13 protein-coding genes are annotated in these 15,516 nt (G+C 69.5%); 3 read left to right on the top strand and 10 right to left on the bottom strand.

Annotated elements, in window-relative coordinates:
- Window positions 1-104: 104 nt before the first annotated feature.
- The 9 genes from KZ820_RS03285 to KZ820_RS03325 form a co-directional block, all read right to left on the bottom strand.
- Window positions 105-2,228 (bottom strand): acetyl-CoA carboxylase biotin carboxylase subunit, encoded by a 2,124-nt coding sequence (locus KZ820_RS03285; RefSeq protein WP_219747241.1) that lies wholly within the window; start codon window positions 2,226-2,228, stop codon window positions 105-107.
- Window positions 2,229-2,302: 74 nt separating this feature from the next.
- Entirely contained in the window at window positions 2,303-3,361 is a 1,059-nt protein-coding gene (gene bioB / locus KZ820_RS03290; protein WP_373368994.1) for a biotin synthase BioB, read from the bottom strand.
- Entirely contained in the window at window positions 3,298-3,660 is a 363-nt protein-coding gene (locus KZ820_RS03295) for a lysozyme inhibitor LprI family protein (RefSeq protein ID WP_219747243.1), read from the bottom strand. The genes bioB and KZ820_RS03295 overlap by 64 nt, the downstream gene beginning before the upstream one ends.
- Window positions 3,661-3,809: 149 nt before the next feature.
- Entirely contained in the window at window positions 3,810-6,017 is a 2,208-nt protein-coding gene (scpA, locus tag KZ820_RS03300; protein WP_219747244.1) for a methylmalonyl-CoA mutase, read from the bottom strand.
- A gap of 1 nt (window position 6,018) precedes the next feature.
- Window positions 6,019-6,804: an enoyl-CoA hydratase-related protein gene (locus tag KZ820_RS03305; protein ID WP_219747245.1), complete on the bottom strand. Its 786-nt coding sequence runs from the start codon at window positions 6,802-6,804 to the stop codon at window positions 6,019-6,021.
- Window positions 6,797-7,222, bottom strand: a complete 426-nt coding sequence (gene mce / locus KZ820_RS03310) for a methylmalonyl-CoA epimerase (protein ID WP_219747246.1) — start codon at window positions 7,220-7,222, stop codon at window positions 6,797-6,799. Before mce ends, KZ820_RS03305 begins: the two co-directional genes overlap by 8 nt.
- Window positions 7,223-7,230: 8 nt before the next feature.
- Window positions 7,231-7,440 (bottom strand): hypothetical protein, encoded by a 210-nt coding sequence (locus KZ820_RS03315; RefSeq protein ID WP_219747247.1) that lies wholly within the window; start codon window positions 7,438-7,440, stop codon window positions 7,231-7,233.
- Window positions 7,437-7,724, bottom strand: a complete 288-nt coding sequence (locus KZ820_RS03320; RefSeq protein WP_219747248.1) for a hypothetical protein — start codon at window positions 7,722-7,724, stop codon at window positions 7,437-7,439. Before KZ820_RS03320 ends, KZ820_RS03315 begins: the two co-directional genes overlap by 4 nt.
- A 43-nt stretch (window positions 7,725-7,767) precedes the next feature.
- Window positions 7,768-9,294 (bottom strand): acyl-CoA carboxylase subunit beta, encoded by a 1,527-nt coding sequence (locus KZ820_RS03325; protein WP_219747249.1) that lies wholly within the window; start codon window positions 9,292-9,294, stop codon window positions 7,768-7,770.
- Window positions 9,295-9,401: 107 nt separating this feature from the next.
- Here KZ820_RS03325 and KZ820_RS03330 point away from each other — a divergent pair, with 107 nt between their 5' ends.
- From KZ820_RS03330 to KZ820_RS03340, 3 genes are all read left to right on the top strand, one after another.
- The gene (locus KZ820_RS03330; protein ID WP_219747250.1) at window positions 9,402-10,778 is read left to right on the top strand and encodes a helix-turn-helix domain-containing protein; all 1,377 of its coding nucleotides are present in this window, start codon (window positions 9,402-9,404) and stop codon (window positions 10,776-10,778) included.
- A gap of 267 nt (window positions 10,779-11,045) precedes the next feature.
- Complete coding sequence (gene nhaA / locus KZ820_RS03335; RefSeq protein WP_219747251.1) at window positions 11,046-12,452, top strand: Na+/H+ antiporter NhaA; 1,407 nt, start codon at window positions 11,046-11,048, stop codon at window positions 12,450-12,452.
- Window positions 12,453-12,527: 75 nt separating this feature from the next.
- Entirely contained in the window at window positions 12,528-12,713 is a 186-nt protein-coding gene (locus tag KZ820_RS03340; protein ID WP_219747252.1) for a hypothetical protein, read from the top strand.
- A gap of 6 nt (window positions 12,714-12,719) precedes the next feature.
- On the opposite strand, the gene KZ820_RS03345 is transcribed toward KZ820_RS03340, so the two are convergent.
- Window positions 12,720-15,464, bottom strand: a complete 2,745-nt coding sequence (locus tag KZ820_RS03345) for a [protein-PII] uridylyltransferase (RefSeq protein WP_219748074.1) — start codon at window positions 15,462-15,464, stop codon at window positions 12,720-12,722.
- Window positions 15,465-15,516 lie beyond the last annotated feature (52 nt).

Consider the following 15,516-nt stretch of genomic DNA (forward strand, 5'->3'; position numbering starts at 1 on the left):
AGCGTTAGGCGCTCGCGCGACGGTGGACTCTGAAACGAGTTCAGGATGACGGCCGAGAAAGGCTAGCGCATCTCGCACGCGAGATCGATCGCCTGTCCCCCCCCTCACTCCAGTTCGAGGATGACCTGATCCACCGCCAGGCTGTCGCCTGCCGCTGCGATGACCGTCTTCACCGTGGCGCTCTTCTCGGCGCGCAGGATGTTCTCCATCTTCATCGCCTCGACCACCGCGAGCGGCTGGCCGGCCTCGACCTTGTCGCCGACCGCGACATCGAGCCGGACGAGCAGCCCGGGCATCGGCGCGATCAGGAACTTGGACAGGTCGGGCGGCACCTTCTCGAGCAGATGCCGCGCATAGGGCGCGACCCGCGCGGGCAACACGCGCGCGACATGGCTGGCGCCGCGTGTCGTCAGCCGGAAACCGGTGCGCGTCGGCGCGATCCTGACCGACAGACGCGCCTCGTCCGCCAACTCCGCCTCGATCAGGCGATCGCCGGGCGTATATTCAATGCCGAGCTCGAGCGGCGCGCCATCGACGCTGATCGCGTCAGGCGAGACATGGACCTCATGATCAACGCCACCGATCCGCACCACCCAGTCGGCGGGTGGCTGGAGGCGGTGGCCGAGCTGACCCTCGATCCGCCGCGCGCGATCCGCCTGCGCGGTCGCGGCGAAGGCGCTGACGGCGGCGAGATCGCGCAGCAGCTCGGCGGAAGCGGGGGCGCCGTGGAAGCCGTCGGGGTATTCCTCGGCGATGAAGCCGGTGGTCAGCCGACCCTCGCGGAAGCGCGGGTGCTGCATCAGCGCCGACAGGAAGTCGATGTTGGTGCCCGGCCCCTCGATCTCGAAGGCGTCGAGCGCGGCGACCTGCGCATCGATCGCCGCCTCGCGCGTCGGCGCCCAGGTGATCAGCTTGGCGATCATCGGATCGTAGAACATGCTGACCTCGCCGCCCTCCGCGACACCGTCGTCGACGCGGACGATGGCTTGCGGTTCGGAGTGCTCTTCCCCCTCACCGTCATCCCCGCGCAGGCGGGGATCCAGAGACGCGACGTCCGCCGCCTTATCGGCGACACGGATTATGGATCCCCGCCTGCGCGGGGATGACGCCGGGTGGGGAGCGTCGGTGGCCGCCGGCGGATTGTAGCGCACCAGCCGCCCGATGCTCGGCAGGAAGCCGCGATACGGGTCCTCGGCATAGACGCGGTTCTCGATCGACCAGCCGTTGATCCCGACGTCGCTCTGCCCGAACGCCAGCGGCTCTCCGGCCGCGACGCGGATCATCTGCTCGACCAGATCGAGCCCGGTGATCTCCTCGGTCACCGGATGCTCGACCTGCAGCCGCGTGTTCATCTCGAGGAAGTAGAAGCTCTCGCCGGTCGTATCCGCGCCCGAGACGATCAGCTCCACGGTGCCGGCCGAATGATAGCCGACCGCCCGCGCCAGCGCGACCGCCTGCTCGCCCATCGCGGCGCGCATCTTCGGCGTGACGAACGGCGACGGCGCCTCCTCGACCACCTTCTGATGGCGGCGCTGCACCGAACATTCGCGCTCGTTCAGGTAGACGATGTTGCCGTGCTGGTCGCCGAGCACCTGGATCTCGATGTGGCGCGGGCTCTCGATGAACTTCTCGATGAAGACGCGGTCGTCGCCGAAGCTCGCCAGCCCCTCGCGCTTGGTCGCCTCGAAGCCCTCGCGCACGTCCTGCTCGCTCCAGGCGAGCCGCATCCCCTTGCCGCCGCCGCCGGCGGAGGCCTTCATCATTACCGGATAGCCGATCTCGCCCGCGATCCGAACCGCCTCGTCGGTGTCGGCGATCTCGCCGAGATAGCCGGGCACGACGTTGACACCGGCCTGCTTGGCCAGCTTCTTCGACTCGATCTTGTCGCCCATCGCCGCGATCGCGTTCGGCGGCGGGCCGACGAAGGCGATCCCCACCTCGGCACAGGCACGCGCGAAGCTCTCGCGCTCGGACAGGAAGCCGTAGCCGGGATGGATACAGTCGGCGCCGGTCTCCTTGGCGGCGAGCAGGATCAGCTCGGCCTTGAGATAGCTCTCCGCCGCCGGCGCCGGCCCCAGCCGCACCGCCTCGTCCGCCATCAGCACGTGCGGCGCGCGCGCGTCGGCATCGGAATAGACCGCAACGGTCTTGATCCCCATCCGCTTGGCGGTGCGGAACACGCGGCAGGCGATCTCGCCGCGGTTGGCGACCAGGATCTTCTTGAACACAGACCTCTCCTGCTTTCCCGCCGACGCGATGGGGCGATGGCGAGCGCTTGTCTTATCTGGTCGGCTGCCGCCGCTTATTCCGCCGCCTGCGCCAAGCGGCGCTCCGCCGCCATCGGCGTCACGCCCAGCTTGGCGAACAGCGCGGCGTCCTTGTAGTCGCCGGCGTTCCCTGCGGTCAGCAACTTGTCGCCGGTGAAGATCGAGTTGGCGCCCGCCATGAAGCACAACGCCTGCGTCGAGTCCGACATGCTCTCGCGCCCGGCCGACAGGCGCACCATGCTCGCGGGCATCGTGATCCGCGCCACCGCGACGGTGCGGACGAACTCGATCTCGTCGATCTTGGCCAGCGGCGTGTCGGCGAGCATGTCGCCGAGCACGGTGCCCTTGACCGGCACCAGCGCGTTGACCGGCACGCTGCCGGGATGCTCGGGCAGGGTCGCCAGCGCGTGGACGAAGCCGACGCGATCCTCGCGCGTCTCGCCCATACCGACGATGCCGCCGCAGCAGACGTTGATCCCGGCCGAGCGCACCGCGTCGAGCGTGTCGAGCCGCTCCTGGAAGGTCCGCGTCGTGATCACGTCACCGTAACGCTCGGGCGAGGTGTCGATATTGTGGTTGTAATAGTCTAGCCCTGCCGCGGCGAGCCGGTCGGCCTGGTGCGGCTCGAGCATGCCGAGCGTCATGCACGTCTCCATGCCCATGCCGCGGACGCCCTCGACCATGGCGACGATCGCGTCCATGTCGCGATCCTTGGGATTGCGCCACGCCGCGCCCATGCAGAAGCGGGTCGAGCCGTTGTCCTTCGCCTGCGCCGCCGCCTGCAGCACCGCGCGCACGTCCATCAGCTTGGTCGCCTTGACGCCGCTCTCCGCGCTGACCGACTGCGAGCAATAGCCGCAATCCTCCGGACAACCGCCGGTCTTGATCGACAGCAACGTGGAGAGCTGCACCTGCCCCGGCGCGTGATGCGCGCGGTGGACAGTCTGCGCCTGCCACATCAGCTCGTCGAACGGCAGGTCGAACAGCGCGGCGATCTCGTTCCGCGTCCAGTCGTTGCGTACCGCGCCCGTCACTTCGTCCACTGTATTCCCTTCAACTGCTGCGTTCGCGCGCGGGTCACCTTGGCCAGACATTGCGCCTGCGCCATCGGCTGAAGCGAGCCGCCGGCGAACTCGCCGCTCTCTAGCACGCATTGCTTGTCACGGAACTGGAGCCAGGCGCGCTGGCTGGCGAGCGCCGCCGCGGCATAGCCGAAGCCGCCGCCGCGTGAACCGTCGGCGGCGTCGCGCTTCTTCATGTCGGCGTAGAGCACGCGCCACGCCTGGGTCATCTGCGCGTCGGCCTGTTTGTAGGAGGCGCCGGCCTGCTGGTTCATCTGCGCCTGGGTCTGCGCCGCGGCGGGGGTGGCGACGAGCGCGAAGACCGCGAGCATGACGGCCCGTCCCGTCGTGTCCGGGGATCCATGCTTTCGGCGACGCGACGACCGATGGGTACCCGGCGCGGTGAACCCCGGAACACGTTCGGGATGACGATGGGGGGCGGGGCGCTCTGCCGCGTCGACGGGTGGATGGAGCAAGGACATCACGCGGCCTCCTCGTCGGGCGGCATATTGTGGCCGAGCAGGCGGAGCACCTCCTCCGCCGCCTGGATCAGGTTGGTACCGGGGCCGAAGATCGCCTGCACGCCGGCCTCGCGCAACATGTCATAGTCCTGCGCGGGGATGACGCCGCCCGCGATCACCTTGATGTCGGCGCGTCCGGCCTCGCGTAGGTGGCCGATCAGTTCGGGGATCAACGTCTTGTGCCCGGCGGCGAGGCTGGAGGCGCCGACCACGTCGACGTCCTTTTCGAGCGCGAGCGCGCTCGCCTCCTTCGGTGTCTGGAACAGCGGGCCTGGCACGACCTCGAAGCCGAGATCGCCGAACATGCTGCTGACGAGGTTGGCGCCGCGATCGTGGCCGTCCTGCCCCATCTTGGCGACCAACATGCGGGGCTTGCGGCCGAGACGCCGCTCGGTCGCCTCGACACCGCGGACGAGCCGCGCCCAGCGCTCGTCGTCGGCATACGCGCCGCCATAGACGCCCTTGACCGGCTTGGGTTGCGTGCCGAAGCGGCCGAACACATCCTCCATGGCGGCCGAGATCTCGCCGAGCGTCGCGCGCGCGCGGGCGGCGTCGACCGCGAGGGCGAGCAGGTTGTCGGAGCCGCGCGCGCCCTCGCGCAGCGCGTCGAGCGCGCGTTGGCACGCCGCCTCGTCGCGCGCCGCCTTCACCACGGCGATGCGCCGCACCTGCGCCTCGCGCACCGCGACATTGTCGACGTCGAGGATGTCGATCGGTGCCTCGCCCGCCAGCCGGTATTTGTTGACGCCGACGATCACGTCCTCACCGCGGTCGACCCGCGCCGCGCGCGCCGCCGCGGCCTCCTCGATCATCGCCTTGGGCCAGCCGGCCGCGACCGCCTTGGCCATGCCGCCCTCGCGCTCGACTCGTTCGATGATGTCCCAGGCGCCGTCGACCAGGCTCTTGGTCAGGCTCTCGACGTAATAGCTGCCGCCGAGCGGATCGACGACCTTGGTCATCCCCGTCTCTTCCTGCAGCACGATCTGCGTGTTGCGCGCGATCCGCGCGGAGAAGTCGGTGGGCAGCGCGATCGCCTCGTCGAGCGCGTTGGTGTGGAGCGACTGGGTGCCGCCCAGCATCGCCGCCATCGCCTCGATCGTGGTGCGCATCACGTTGTTGTAGGGGTCCTGCTCGGTCAGCGACACGCCGCTGGTCTGGCAGTGGGTGCGCAGCATCTTGGAGCGCTCGTCCTTGGCGCCGAGCTGCGTCATCGCGCGATGCCACAGCACCCGCGCGGCGCGCAGCTTCGCCACCTCCATGAAGAAATTCATGCCGATCGCGAAGAAGAAGCTCAAACGTCCAGCGAACTTGTCGATGTCGAGCCCGCTGGCGACGCCGTATTTCACATAGTCGATGCCGTCGGCGATGGTGAAGGCGAGCTCGTGGAGCTGCGTCGCCCCCGCCTCCTGCATATGATAGCCGCTGATCGAGATGCTGTTGAACTTGGGCATCTCGCGCGACGTATAGGCGAAAATGTCCGAGATGATCCGCATGCTCGGCTCGGGCGGGTAGATGTACGTGTTGCGGACCATGAACTCCTTGAGGATGTCGTTCTGGATGGTCCCGTCGAGCAGCTTGCGCTCGACGCCCTGTTCCTCGCCCGCGACGATGAAGAAGGCGAGGATCGGTATCACCGCGCCGTTCATCGTCATGCTGACCGACATCTGATCGAGCGGGATGCCGTCGAAGAGGATCTTCATGTCCTCGACGGTGTCGATCGCGACCCCGGCCTTGCCGACGTCGCCGGTGACGCGCGGATGGTCGCTGTCATAGCCGCGGTGTGTCGCGAGATCGAAGGCGACGCTGAGCCCCTTCTGCCCCGCGGCGAGGTTGCGCCGGTAGAAGGCGTTCGATTCTTCCGCGGTGGAGAAGCCGGCGTACTGACGGATCGTCCACGGCCGGCCCGCGTACATCGATGCGCGCACGCCGCGCGTGAACGGCGCGAAGCCCGGCAGGCCCGGATCCCAGCCCTCGACATCGGCGACGGTATAGAGCGGCTTGACGTCGATCCCTTCCGGCGTGTGCCAGGTCAGGTCCCTGCCCTTCACCTCCCGCGCGGCGGCGTCCTGCCAGTCGGCATGACTCGGTCGCGTCGTCGGCTCGGGCGCGGCGGTGGGCTCGCGGGTGCTGCCGGCGTCCTCGCCGAGGTTGGTCTCCATCTCGGCCATGTCAGGCGCCCTTGAACGCGGGCGCGCGCTTCTGCAGGAACGCCGAGCCGCCCTCGACCGCGTCGGCGGTGCCGCGCATCGCGCGCTGGTCCTCGGCCTCGCGCGCGAGCGCGGTGGCGAGGTCGCTCTCCAGCGCGGCGTGCAGCCCGCGGCGGATCGCGCCCAACGCCACCGTCGGCCCGGCGGCGAGCCGCTCGGCCAGACCGAAGGCGGCGGCGTCCAGGTCGATATCGGCGACCAGTCTGTGGATCATGCCCCAGTCGAGCGCCTTGGCGGCGAGCACCCGCTCGCCCAGCAGCATCATCTCCGCGGCGCGCGCACGCCCTATCAATCGCGGCAGCAGCCAGCTCGCGCCGCCGTCGGGAACGAGCCCGATGTTGACGAAGGCCTGGAGGAAATAGGCGGTGTCGCTGGCGACGCAGAGGTCGGCGGCGAGCGCGAGGCTGCACCCGATGCCCGCCGCCGGTCCGCGTACCGCACTCACCACGGGCACTCGCGCCTCGGCGACGGCGAGGATCCCGGGGTTGTAGGACTGGGTCAGTGCCGCGTGCGTCGCCGCGCCGGGATCGTCGCTGGCCAGCGCGCCCGCGCCGACGTCGGCGCCCGAGCAGAAGGCGCGACCGGCGCCCTTGATCAGAACCGCGCGCGCCGTGCCGACATCGGCGAAGGCGGCGGTGATCGCCTCGAACATCGCGGGAGGGGCGGCGTTGAGCCGGTCCGGTCGGTTCAGCGTCAGCACCAGCACGTCGCCGCGCCGCTCGGTGAGGATCATCGCCGGCTTAGTCATGCGGGTCTCCGTGCGGCATCTCCATCAGCTCGACGAGCACGCCGCCCATGTCGCGCGGGTGGACGAAAACGATAGGCGTGCCGTGCGCGCCGATCCGCGGCTCGCCCAAAACGGTCGCCCCCTGCGCGGTGAGATGCGCCACCGCGGCGTGGATGTCGGGCACCTCGAAGCAGACGTGATGCTGGCCGCCCGCCGGGTTCCTGCGCAGGAAGCCGGCGATCGGTGACGCATCGTCATAAGGCTGGATCAGCTCGATTTGCGTGTTGGGCGCATCGACGAAGCAGACGCGCACGCCCTGCGCGGGCAGGTCGAACGGTTCGCCGATCACGCTCGCGCCGAGCAGCGTGCGGTACGTCTCGACCGAGCGCTCGATCGAGGGCGTCGCGATGCCGACATGGTTGAGGCGGCCGAGGTCCATCGCAAGCGTCACCCTTCCAGTCGCGGCGCCGGGCGGCCGGTCCGCATCTCCTCGAACGTTTCCAGCCGGACGACGCGACGATCGATCGCGATCATCGCATTAGCCATCTGCTTCATCTGCCCGCGAGTTTCGCGCAGCTCATCTTCGAGCCGCTCCACCTTAGCCTGCAGCAAAAGCACCGACTGGATGGTCTTCATCGCATCGGCGATCATGCTCATCCGAACAGGCCCGCCTGGCGCATCATCGCGTTGATCTCATCGCGTGTCTCACGCAGGCCGTCGATCGAGCGGTCGAGACTCGCATGAATCCGCGGTAGCGCATCGTTCAGTTCCTCGACCAGCAACTCCAACCGCGATCCGTCGTCCATCTCTCCGTCAAGCAGATATCGGCTCGACGCCTCGCGCAGCAAATGGCCCACCGACTGCCTGCTGGACGCGGCGAAAGCTTCAAGCGCAGCCTTGTGTTCGGGGGTGGTCAGAAAGGTCACGCGTTCGGTCTGCATGGATCGCCTCCTTCACATGACCTTATAATATGCAGGGAGCTACTCACAACGGAATGTTGTCGTGCTTCTTCCAAGGGTTCTCCAGTGACTTGCCGCGCAGCTTGCGCAGCCCGAGCGCGATGCGGCGACGGGTGGAGTGCGGCTGGATCACCTCGTCGACGAAGCCCTTGCTCGCCGCGACGAAGGGATTGGCGAAGCGCGCCTCATACTCGGCGGTGCGCTCGGCGATCTCCTCGGGCGTGCGGCCGCGGAAGATGATCTCCACCGCGCCTTTCGCCCCCATCACCGCGATCTCGGCGGTCGGCCAGGCGTAATTGAGGTCGCCGCGCAGGTGCTTCGACGCCATCACGTCGTACGCGCCGCCATAGGCCTTGCGCGTGATCACGGTGATCTTGGGCACGGTCGCCTCGGCATAGGCGAAGAGCAGCTTGGCGCCGTGCTTGATGATGCCGTTATGCTCCTGCGCCGTACCGGGCAGGAAGCCGGGCACGTCGACGAAGGTCACGATCGGGATCTCGAAGGCGTCGCAGAAGCGCACGAAGCGCGCCGCCTTGCGGCTGGCGTTGATGTCGAGCACGCCCGCCAGCACGATCGGCTGATTGGCGACGATGCCGACGGTGCGCCCCTCGATCCGCCCGAAGCCGCACAGGATGTTGGCGCCGTGCGCCGGCTGGATCTCGAAGAAGTCGCCCTCGTCCACCACCTTCCGGATCAGCTCGTGCATGTCGTAGGGCTGGTTGGCGTTGGCGGGGACGAGCGTGTCGAGGCTCGGCTCGATCCGGTCCCAGGCGTCGGCGGTGGGTCGCTCGGGCGCCGCCTCGCGGTTCGACGCCGGCAGGAAGTCGATGAAATCGCGCGCGGCGAGCAGCGCCTCGATGTCGTCCTCGAACGCCACGTCGGCGACGCTGGTCTTGGTGGTGTGCGTCACCGCGCCGCCGAGTGCCTCCTGCGTGACCACCTCGTTGGTCACGGTCTTCACCACGTCGGGGCCGGTGACGAACATGTAGCTCGAATCCTTCACCATGAAGATGAAGTCGGTCATCGCCGGCGAATAGACCGCCCCGCCCGCGCACGGCCCCATGATCAGGCTGAGCTGCGGCACCACGCCGCTGGCGAGCACGTTGCGCTGGAACACCTCGGCATATCCGCCGAGGCTCGCGACGCCCTCCTGGATGCGCGCGCCGCCGCTATCGTTGAGGCCGATCACCGGCGCGCCGACCTTCATCGCCATGTCCATGACCTTGCAGATCTTCTGTGCGTGCCGCTCCGACAGCGAGCCGCCGAAGACGGTGAAATCCTGGCTGAACACGAACACCAGCCGGCCGTTGATCGTGCCCGAGCCGGTGACGACGCCGTCGCCCGGGATCACCTGCTCCGCCATGCCGAAGTCGACGCAATTGTGCTCGACGAACATGTCGACTTCCTCGAAGCTGCCCTCGTCGAGCAGCACGTCGAGCCGCTCGCGCGCGGTCAGCTTGCCCTTGGCGTGCTGCGCGGCGACGCGCTTCTCGCCACCTCCGGCTCGGGCGGCGGCGCGGCGGCGTTCCAGCTCGGCGATGGTCGAGGACATGCAGCTCTCCCGTGACGTGCGAGCGTCGTCCTGCCCGCCACGGCGCGCGCGCGCAAATGCGAAGTTGCGAACTTGCGAAGCATGGCCTTGCGAACTAGGCCGATGCGATGAGACAACGGCTCTACGCCGGCGCCGCGCTGCGCGACCTGCGTCGCGCCGCCGGCCTCACCCAACGCGCCATGGCGCAGCGGCTGACGCTGTCAGTGAGCTATCTGTCGCAGCTCGAGGGCGACGAGCGTCCGCTCACCGGTGCGGTGCTCGCCGCGCTCGCGCGCCACTTCCCGACCGCGCTGGCGCAGATCGAGGGCGAGGTGCCGGCGCGCCGCCTCGCCGCGCTGGCGCAGGCGCTGGCCGATCCCGCCGTCGCGCCGATGCCGCCCGACGAGGTCGCGCGCCTCGCCGAGCAGAGTCCCGACTTGGCCGACCGGCTGATCGCGCTCCACGCCGCCAAGCGCGCCGCGGACGCGCGTGCCGCGCTCGCCGAGGAAGCGATGACCGCCGGCGCGGGCGCACGGCTGCCGTGGGAAGCGGTGCGCGACTGGTTCCACGAGGCGGGCAATTACGTCGACCCGCTCGACCGCGCCGCGGAGGCGCTCGCCGGCGAGCAGGGCGGCGCGGGCAACGGCGAGTGGGTCGACGCGGCGCTGCGCGCGCAGGGGATCGCGATCGCGACCGACCAGCACGACGACGCCGCCCTCGCGCGCTTCGACGGCGCACGACTGACGCTCGCCGCGGCGCTCCCGGCCGAGAGCCGGCGTTTCCTGATCGCGCACCGCCTCGCCGCGCTCGTCTTCGCCGCGCCGATCGACGCGATCGTCGCCGCCGCGCCGCTCGTGCAGGACGAGGCACGCCGGCTGCTCGCTACCGGGCTAGCCAATTACGCCGCGGGCGCGCTGCTGATGCCCTACCGCGCCTTTCGCGCCGAGGCGCGACGCGTGCGCCACGACATCGACCGGCTCGCCCGTCGCTTCGCCACCAGCTTCGAGCAGACCTGCCATCGCCTCTCGACGCTGCAGCGCCCCAGTGAGGAGGGCATCCCTTTCTATTTCTGCCGCGTCGACATGGCGGGCAACATCACCAAGCGTCACTCGGCGACGCCGCTCCAGTTCGCGCGTTTCGGGGGTGCCTGCCCGCTGTGGCATGTCCATGAAGCCGCCGCGATCCCCGATCGGATCCTGGTCCAGCTCGCCGAGACGCCCGACGGCGCGCGCTACGTCTCGCTCGCCAAGGGGCTGGTCAAGCCGTCGGGCCAATTCGCGCGCAGCCCGCGGCGCTACGCGGTGCTGCTCGGCTGCGAGGCGCGCCACGCCCCCGACTTCGTCTACGCCGACGCGGTCGACCGGCGCGGCGCGGCGACCCCGATCGGCATCAGCTGTCGCCTGTGCCCGCGTGTCGACTGCGACCAGCGCGCCTTCCCGCCGACCGATCGCGCCATCGCGATCGATCCCGCGGAGCGGCGCGCGGTGCCATATCGGGTGATGTGAGCGGTGCCATCGGCAAGAAGGGAGTGGCGGGCTCGAGCGGCTATCTCCTGGCATCGTCTTGGACTTGTTCCAAGATCCACTGACCCGCGCGAGTAACGCTTTCGGCGTAAGCGGCGCGGTGGATCCCGGACCAAGTCCGGGATGACGGTCAGGGCGAAGAAGCCAGTGCTTAGTCATTGATCCGCGTCAGTCGGCAACCATCGCAGGGAACGCGCCGCCCCGTTCGCCCGTATCCCTCTCACTACTCACCCGCGGGAGAACGCATCCATGGCGCTCAGCCCGCGCCTGTCCGGTCAGGTCGCGGCGCGCGCGCACCACTCGTCCGCCGCCAAGCTCTTGCGCAAGATCGAGCCCTTCTTCGCGATCGGTCAGGTCTCGGGCGGGCCGCTGCTGCTCGCCTCGCTGATCGCGCTGGTGGCGATCAACTCGCCGTGGAGCGCGGACTATGCGCGGCTGTGGGACCGGCCGCTGCGGATCAGCTACGGCAGCTGGGCGATCGAGCGCTCGGTCGCCGAATGGGTCAACGACGCGCTGATGCCGCTGTTCTTCCTGATCATCGGCACCGAGGTGAAGCGTGAATTCGTCAAGGGTTCGCTGAGCTCGTGGCAGACCGCGGTGTTCCCAGTCGCGGGCGCGATCGGCGGGTTGGTGGTGCCGGTCGGCCTCTATCTTGCCTTCAACTACGGCACGCCGACGCAGCACGGCTGGGGCGTGGTGGCGGCGATGGACACCGCCTTCAGCCTCGCGATCGTGGCGATGTTCACCACCCGCCTGCCGCCGGCGGTCCGCGCGGTGCTGCTCGCCTTCGCCGCGATCGACGACGTCTTCGGGCTGCTCGTCATCGCGGTGGCTTATACCGAGACCTTGCAGCCGTGGTTCCTGCTGCTCGCCGCGATCGGCTATGCCGCGATGATGGTGTTGCTGCGGCTGCGCTGGGTGGCGCCGATCCTCTACATAGCGTGCGGTCTGGTGGTATGGGTCGGCGTGCTCGGCTCGGGCGTCCACCCGACCATCGCGGGCGTAGCGATAGGGCTGCTGCTGCCGACCAGTTCGCGCCTGTCGGAGAAGCGCTTCGTCGAGCGCGTGCAGAAGCCGGTCGACCAGCTCAAGGCCGCGCAGGCCGCGGCCGAGCGCGCGCGCGACGACGAAGAAGCCGAGCAATATCGGGAGAAAGCACAGCAGCGGCTCGGCTATCTGCACGAGATGGCGGCGGCGACCGATGAAGCGGCGGAGCGGCTGGTGCGCATTCTCACGCCCTGGGTGTCGTACATCGTGCTGCCGCTGTTCGCGCTGTCGAACGTGCGGATCCACTTCTCGGCGGCGCTGGTCGGCGACGCGGTGCAATCGCCGCTGGCGCTCGGCATCGTGGTCGGGCTGGCGCTAGGGAAGCCGGTGGGCTTCCTCGCGGCGACGTGGCTGGCGACCCGACTTGGCCAGGCGCGCTTGCCCGACGGCGTGACGTGGCGCATGGTGCTGGGCATCGGCGCCGTGGCGGGTATCGGGTTCACCATCTCGCTGTTCATCGCCGAACTCGCCTTCGCCGAGGCCGAACTGACCGAGATGGCCGCGCTCGCGGTGCTGGCGGCGTCGCTGGTGTCGGGCCTGTTCGGCTACGGCGTGCTGTGGCACGCAGCGTCCGTCGCCGAGGCGAATGCAGTGGAAGCGGGAGGCTAACGCAAGGCAGCCTGTCCGTGCGCGCCCGTTCACCTGCGCGGCGGGTTAGGACAGCGAGCAGCAGGAGCCTCACTCATGTCCGACAATCGCGCCAACGCCGGCGAAGGCGCCGACCCCGCCACCGACATCGACCAGCAGAATGACGGCACCACCACCGAGGATCTTGCCAAGCGCGGCACCGGTCAGAGCCGCGCGGGTGCGGGCGAAGGGCCGGACGCGGACGCGAACGACGAGGCGATCGACCAGGACGAGCGCGACTGACCGGCGCTACGCCGCTTCGTCGTACTGCACGCCCGCCGCGGCGGCGAGCAGCCGCTTCTCCAGCGCACGCTGCCGTGCGCCGGCCGCGAGCTTGTCGCCGGTGAGGTCGGTCAGGTAGAAGACGTCGACCGCGCGCTCGCCATAGGTGGCGACATGCGCCGAGTGGATCGTCACCTTCGACAGGAAAAGCGCGTGCGCCAGTTGGTTGAGCAGCGCCGGCCGATCCCGCGCCGCCACCTCCACCACGGTGAAGCGGTTGGAGGCCTTGTTGTCGACCAGCACGTTGGGCTCGATGCGGAAGGCGTCGGCGCGTGCGCGCGGCAGCGGCTTGGCGCGCAGGCGGTCGGTCAGCTTGCCGCGCCCCGCCAGCGCGTCCTCGATCGCGGTCTTGAGCCGCTCGAGCTGCCCCGCCTCGTCGAACGGCCGGCCGAGCGGGTCCTGCACGAGGAAATTGTCGAGCGCCATGCCGTCGCGGGTGGTGTGGATGCGCGCGTCGATGATGTTGCCGCCGGCGACGTGGATCGCGCCGGCGATGCGGCTGAACAGCCCGGGATGATCGGCGGCATAGACCGTGACCAGCGTCGCGCCGCGCTCGGGATAGACCTGCGCGTCGATTGACAGCAAAGCGTCGCCCGCGCGCGCCACGAAGGCGGCGTTGTGCGCGAGCACGTCGCCCGGCTCGGCGATCCAATAGGCCTCGGGCAGGCGGTGCGCGTAGGCGGCGAGTTCGGCCTCGCTCCAGTTCATCGCCGCGCGCAACCCGTCCTGCTTGGCGAGCAGCCGCTCGCCGCGCCCCTTCTGCTTGTGGCCGAGCCGCAGCACCTCCTCGGCGCGGTCGTACAGGTCGCCGAGCAACTGGCCCTTCCACCCGTTCCATGTCCCCGGACCGACCGCCTTGATGTCGACCACGGTGAGCACCAGCAGCAGCCGCAGCCGCTCGGGGCTCTGCACCACCTCGGCGAAATCGAGGATGGTCTTGAAGTCGGTGAGGTCGCGGCGGAAGGCGGTGGCGCTCATCAGCAGGTGGTGGCGTACCAGCCACGCCACCGTCTCGGTCTCCGCCGGGCTGAGTCCGAAGCGCGGGCCGAGCCGCTCCGCCACCTCGGCGCCGAGGATCGAGTGGTCGCCGCCGCGTCCCTTGGCGATGTCGTGGAGGAAGACCGCGACGTACAGCACGCGGCGCGACACGATCTGCTCGATCACCGCGCTGGGCAGCGGGTGCTCCTCGGCGAGCTGACCATGCTCCAGTCGGCTGAGCAGGCCCAGCGCGCGGATGGTGTGCTCGTCGACGGTGTAATGGTGATACATGTCGAACTGCATCTGCGCGACCACCCGCGCGAAATCGGGCACGAATTGGCCAAGCACGCCGGCCTCGTTCATCCAGCGCAGTGCCAGCTCAGGGTCGGCGTCGCCCGCGAGCAGCTCCAGGAATGCGGCGTTGGCGCGCGGATCGCGCCGCACCGTCGCTGCCAGCTTGGCGTCACGCGTGGCGGCGCGCATCGCGAGTGGGTGGATCTCCTTCGCCTCGCGCGCGGCGAGCGCGAACAGCTCGACCAGCCGCACGGGATCGGCGCGGAGGAACTCGTCGTCGGGCAACGCGATCCGGCCGCCGTCGACGGTGAAGCCGTGGAGCTTGCGCGGCGCGCGGCGCAGGCGTGGCAGGCCGTAGCGCCGCTTCGGCGCGAACCGCTCCTCGAGGTGGGCCAGGAACAGCCCGGTGAGCGAGCCCACCGCCTTGGCCTGGAGGAAGTAGAATTGCATGAAGCGCTCGACCGCCGGCTTCCCCGGTCGCGCCGCGTAGCGCATCCGCTCGGCGATCTCGCGCTGATAGTCGAAGGTCAGCCGGTCCTCGGCGCGCCCGGCGATCAGGTGGAGGTGGCAGCGCACCGCCCAGAGGAAATTGTCGGCGCGGTGGAAGGCGCGATATTCGGTGCGGGTGAACAGGCCGATGTCGACCAGCTCGGCGGCGCGCTGGACGTCGTAGACATATTTGCCGATCCAGAAGAGCGCGTGCAGGTCGCGCAGCCCGCCCTTCCCTTCCTTAACGTTGGGTTCGACCACGTAGCGCGTATCCCCCATGCGGACGTGGCGCGCGTTGCGCTCGGCCAGCTTGTCGGCGATGAACTGGCGCTCGGTGCCGTGCCGCACGTCGTCGTGGAAGCGCTTCGCCGCGTCGGCGTAGAGCGCCTCGTCGCCCCAGACGTAGCGCCCCTCCAGCAACGCGGTGCGTACCGTGACGTCGGCCTTGGCCTGACGCACCATCTCGTCGAGCGAGCGGCTGGAATGGCCGATTTTCAGCCCCAGGTCCCACAAGGTGTAGAGCATCGACTCGATCACCTGCTCGGCCCAGGGCGTCTGCTTGCCGGGCGTGAGGAAGCCGATGTCGACGTCCGAGAAGGGCGCCATCTCGCCGCGACCGTAGCCGCCCACCGCGATCAGCAGCAGCCGCTCGCCCGCGGTCGGGTTGTGGACCGGGTAGAGCCGCTGCGTCGTCACCTCGGCGAGCACGATCAGCAGCTGGTCGACCAGATAGGCCTGGGCGTTGGCCGCCTCGAGCCCGCGCGACGGCGACGCGGCGAGCCGGCGGGCGATCTCGGCGCGGCCGGCGTCGAGCGCCTCGCGCAGCAGTTGGCTCAGCCCGCGGCGCAGCGTCGCGGGATCGTCGCCCGGCAGCGTCGCGGCGGCCTCGACGAGCGCGCGACGGCTGACGATCGCGCGGCGGTGGGGTAGATGGTCGAAACGCCCGGTCATGCGCGCCAGATAGGTCAATCGAGCCGCCGCGTCGCCCCCTTCTGCCGAGCGA

It is taken from the genome of Sphingomonas citri, from assembly GCF_019429485.1.
GTDB lineage: Bacteria > Pseudomonadota > Alphaproteobacteria > Sphingomonadales > Sphingomonadaceae > Sphingomonas > Sphingomonas citri.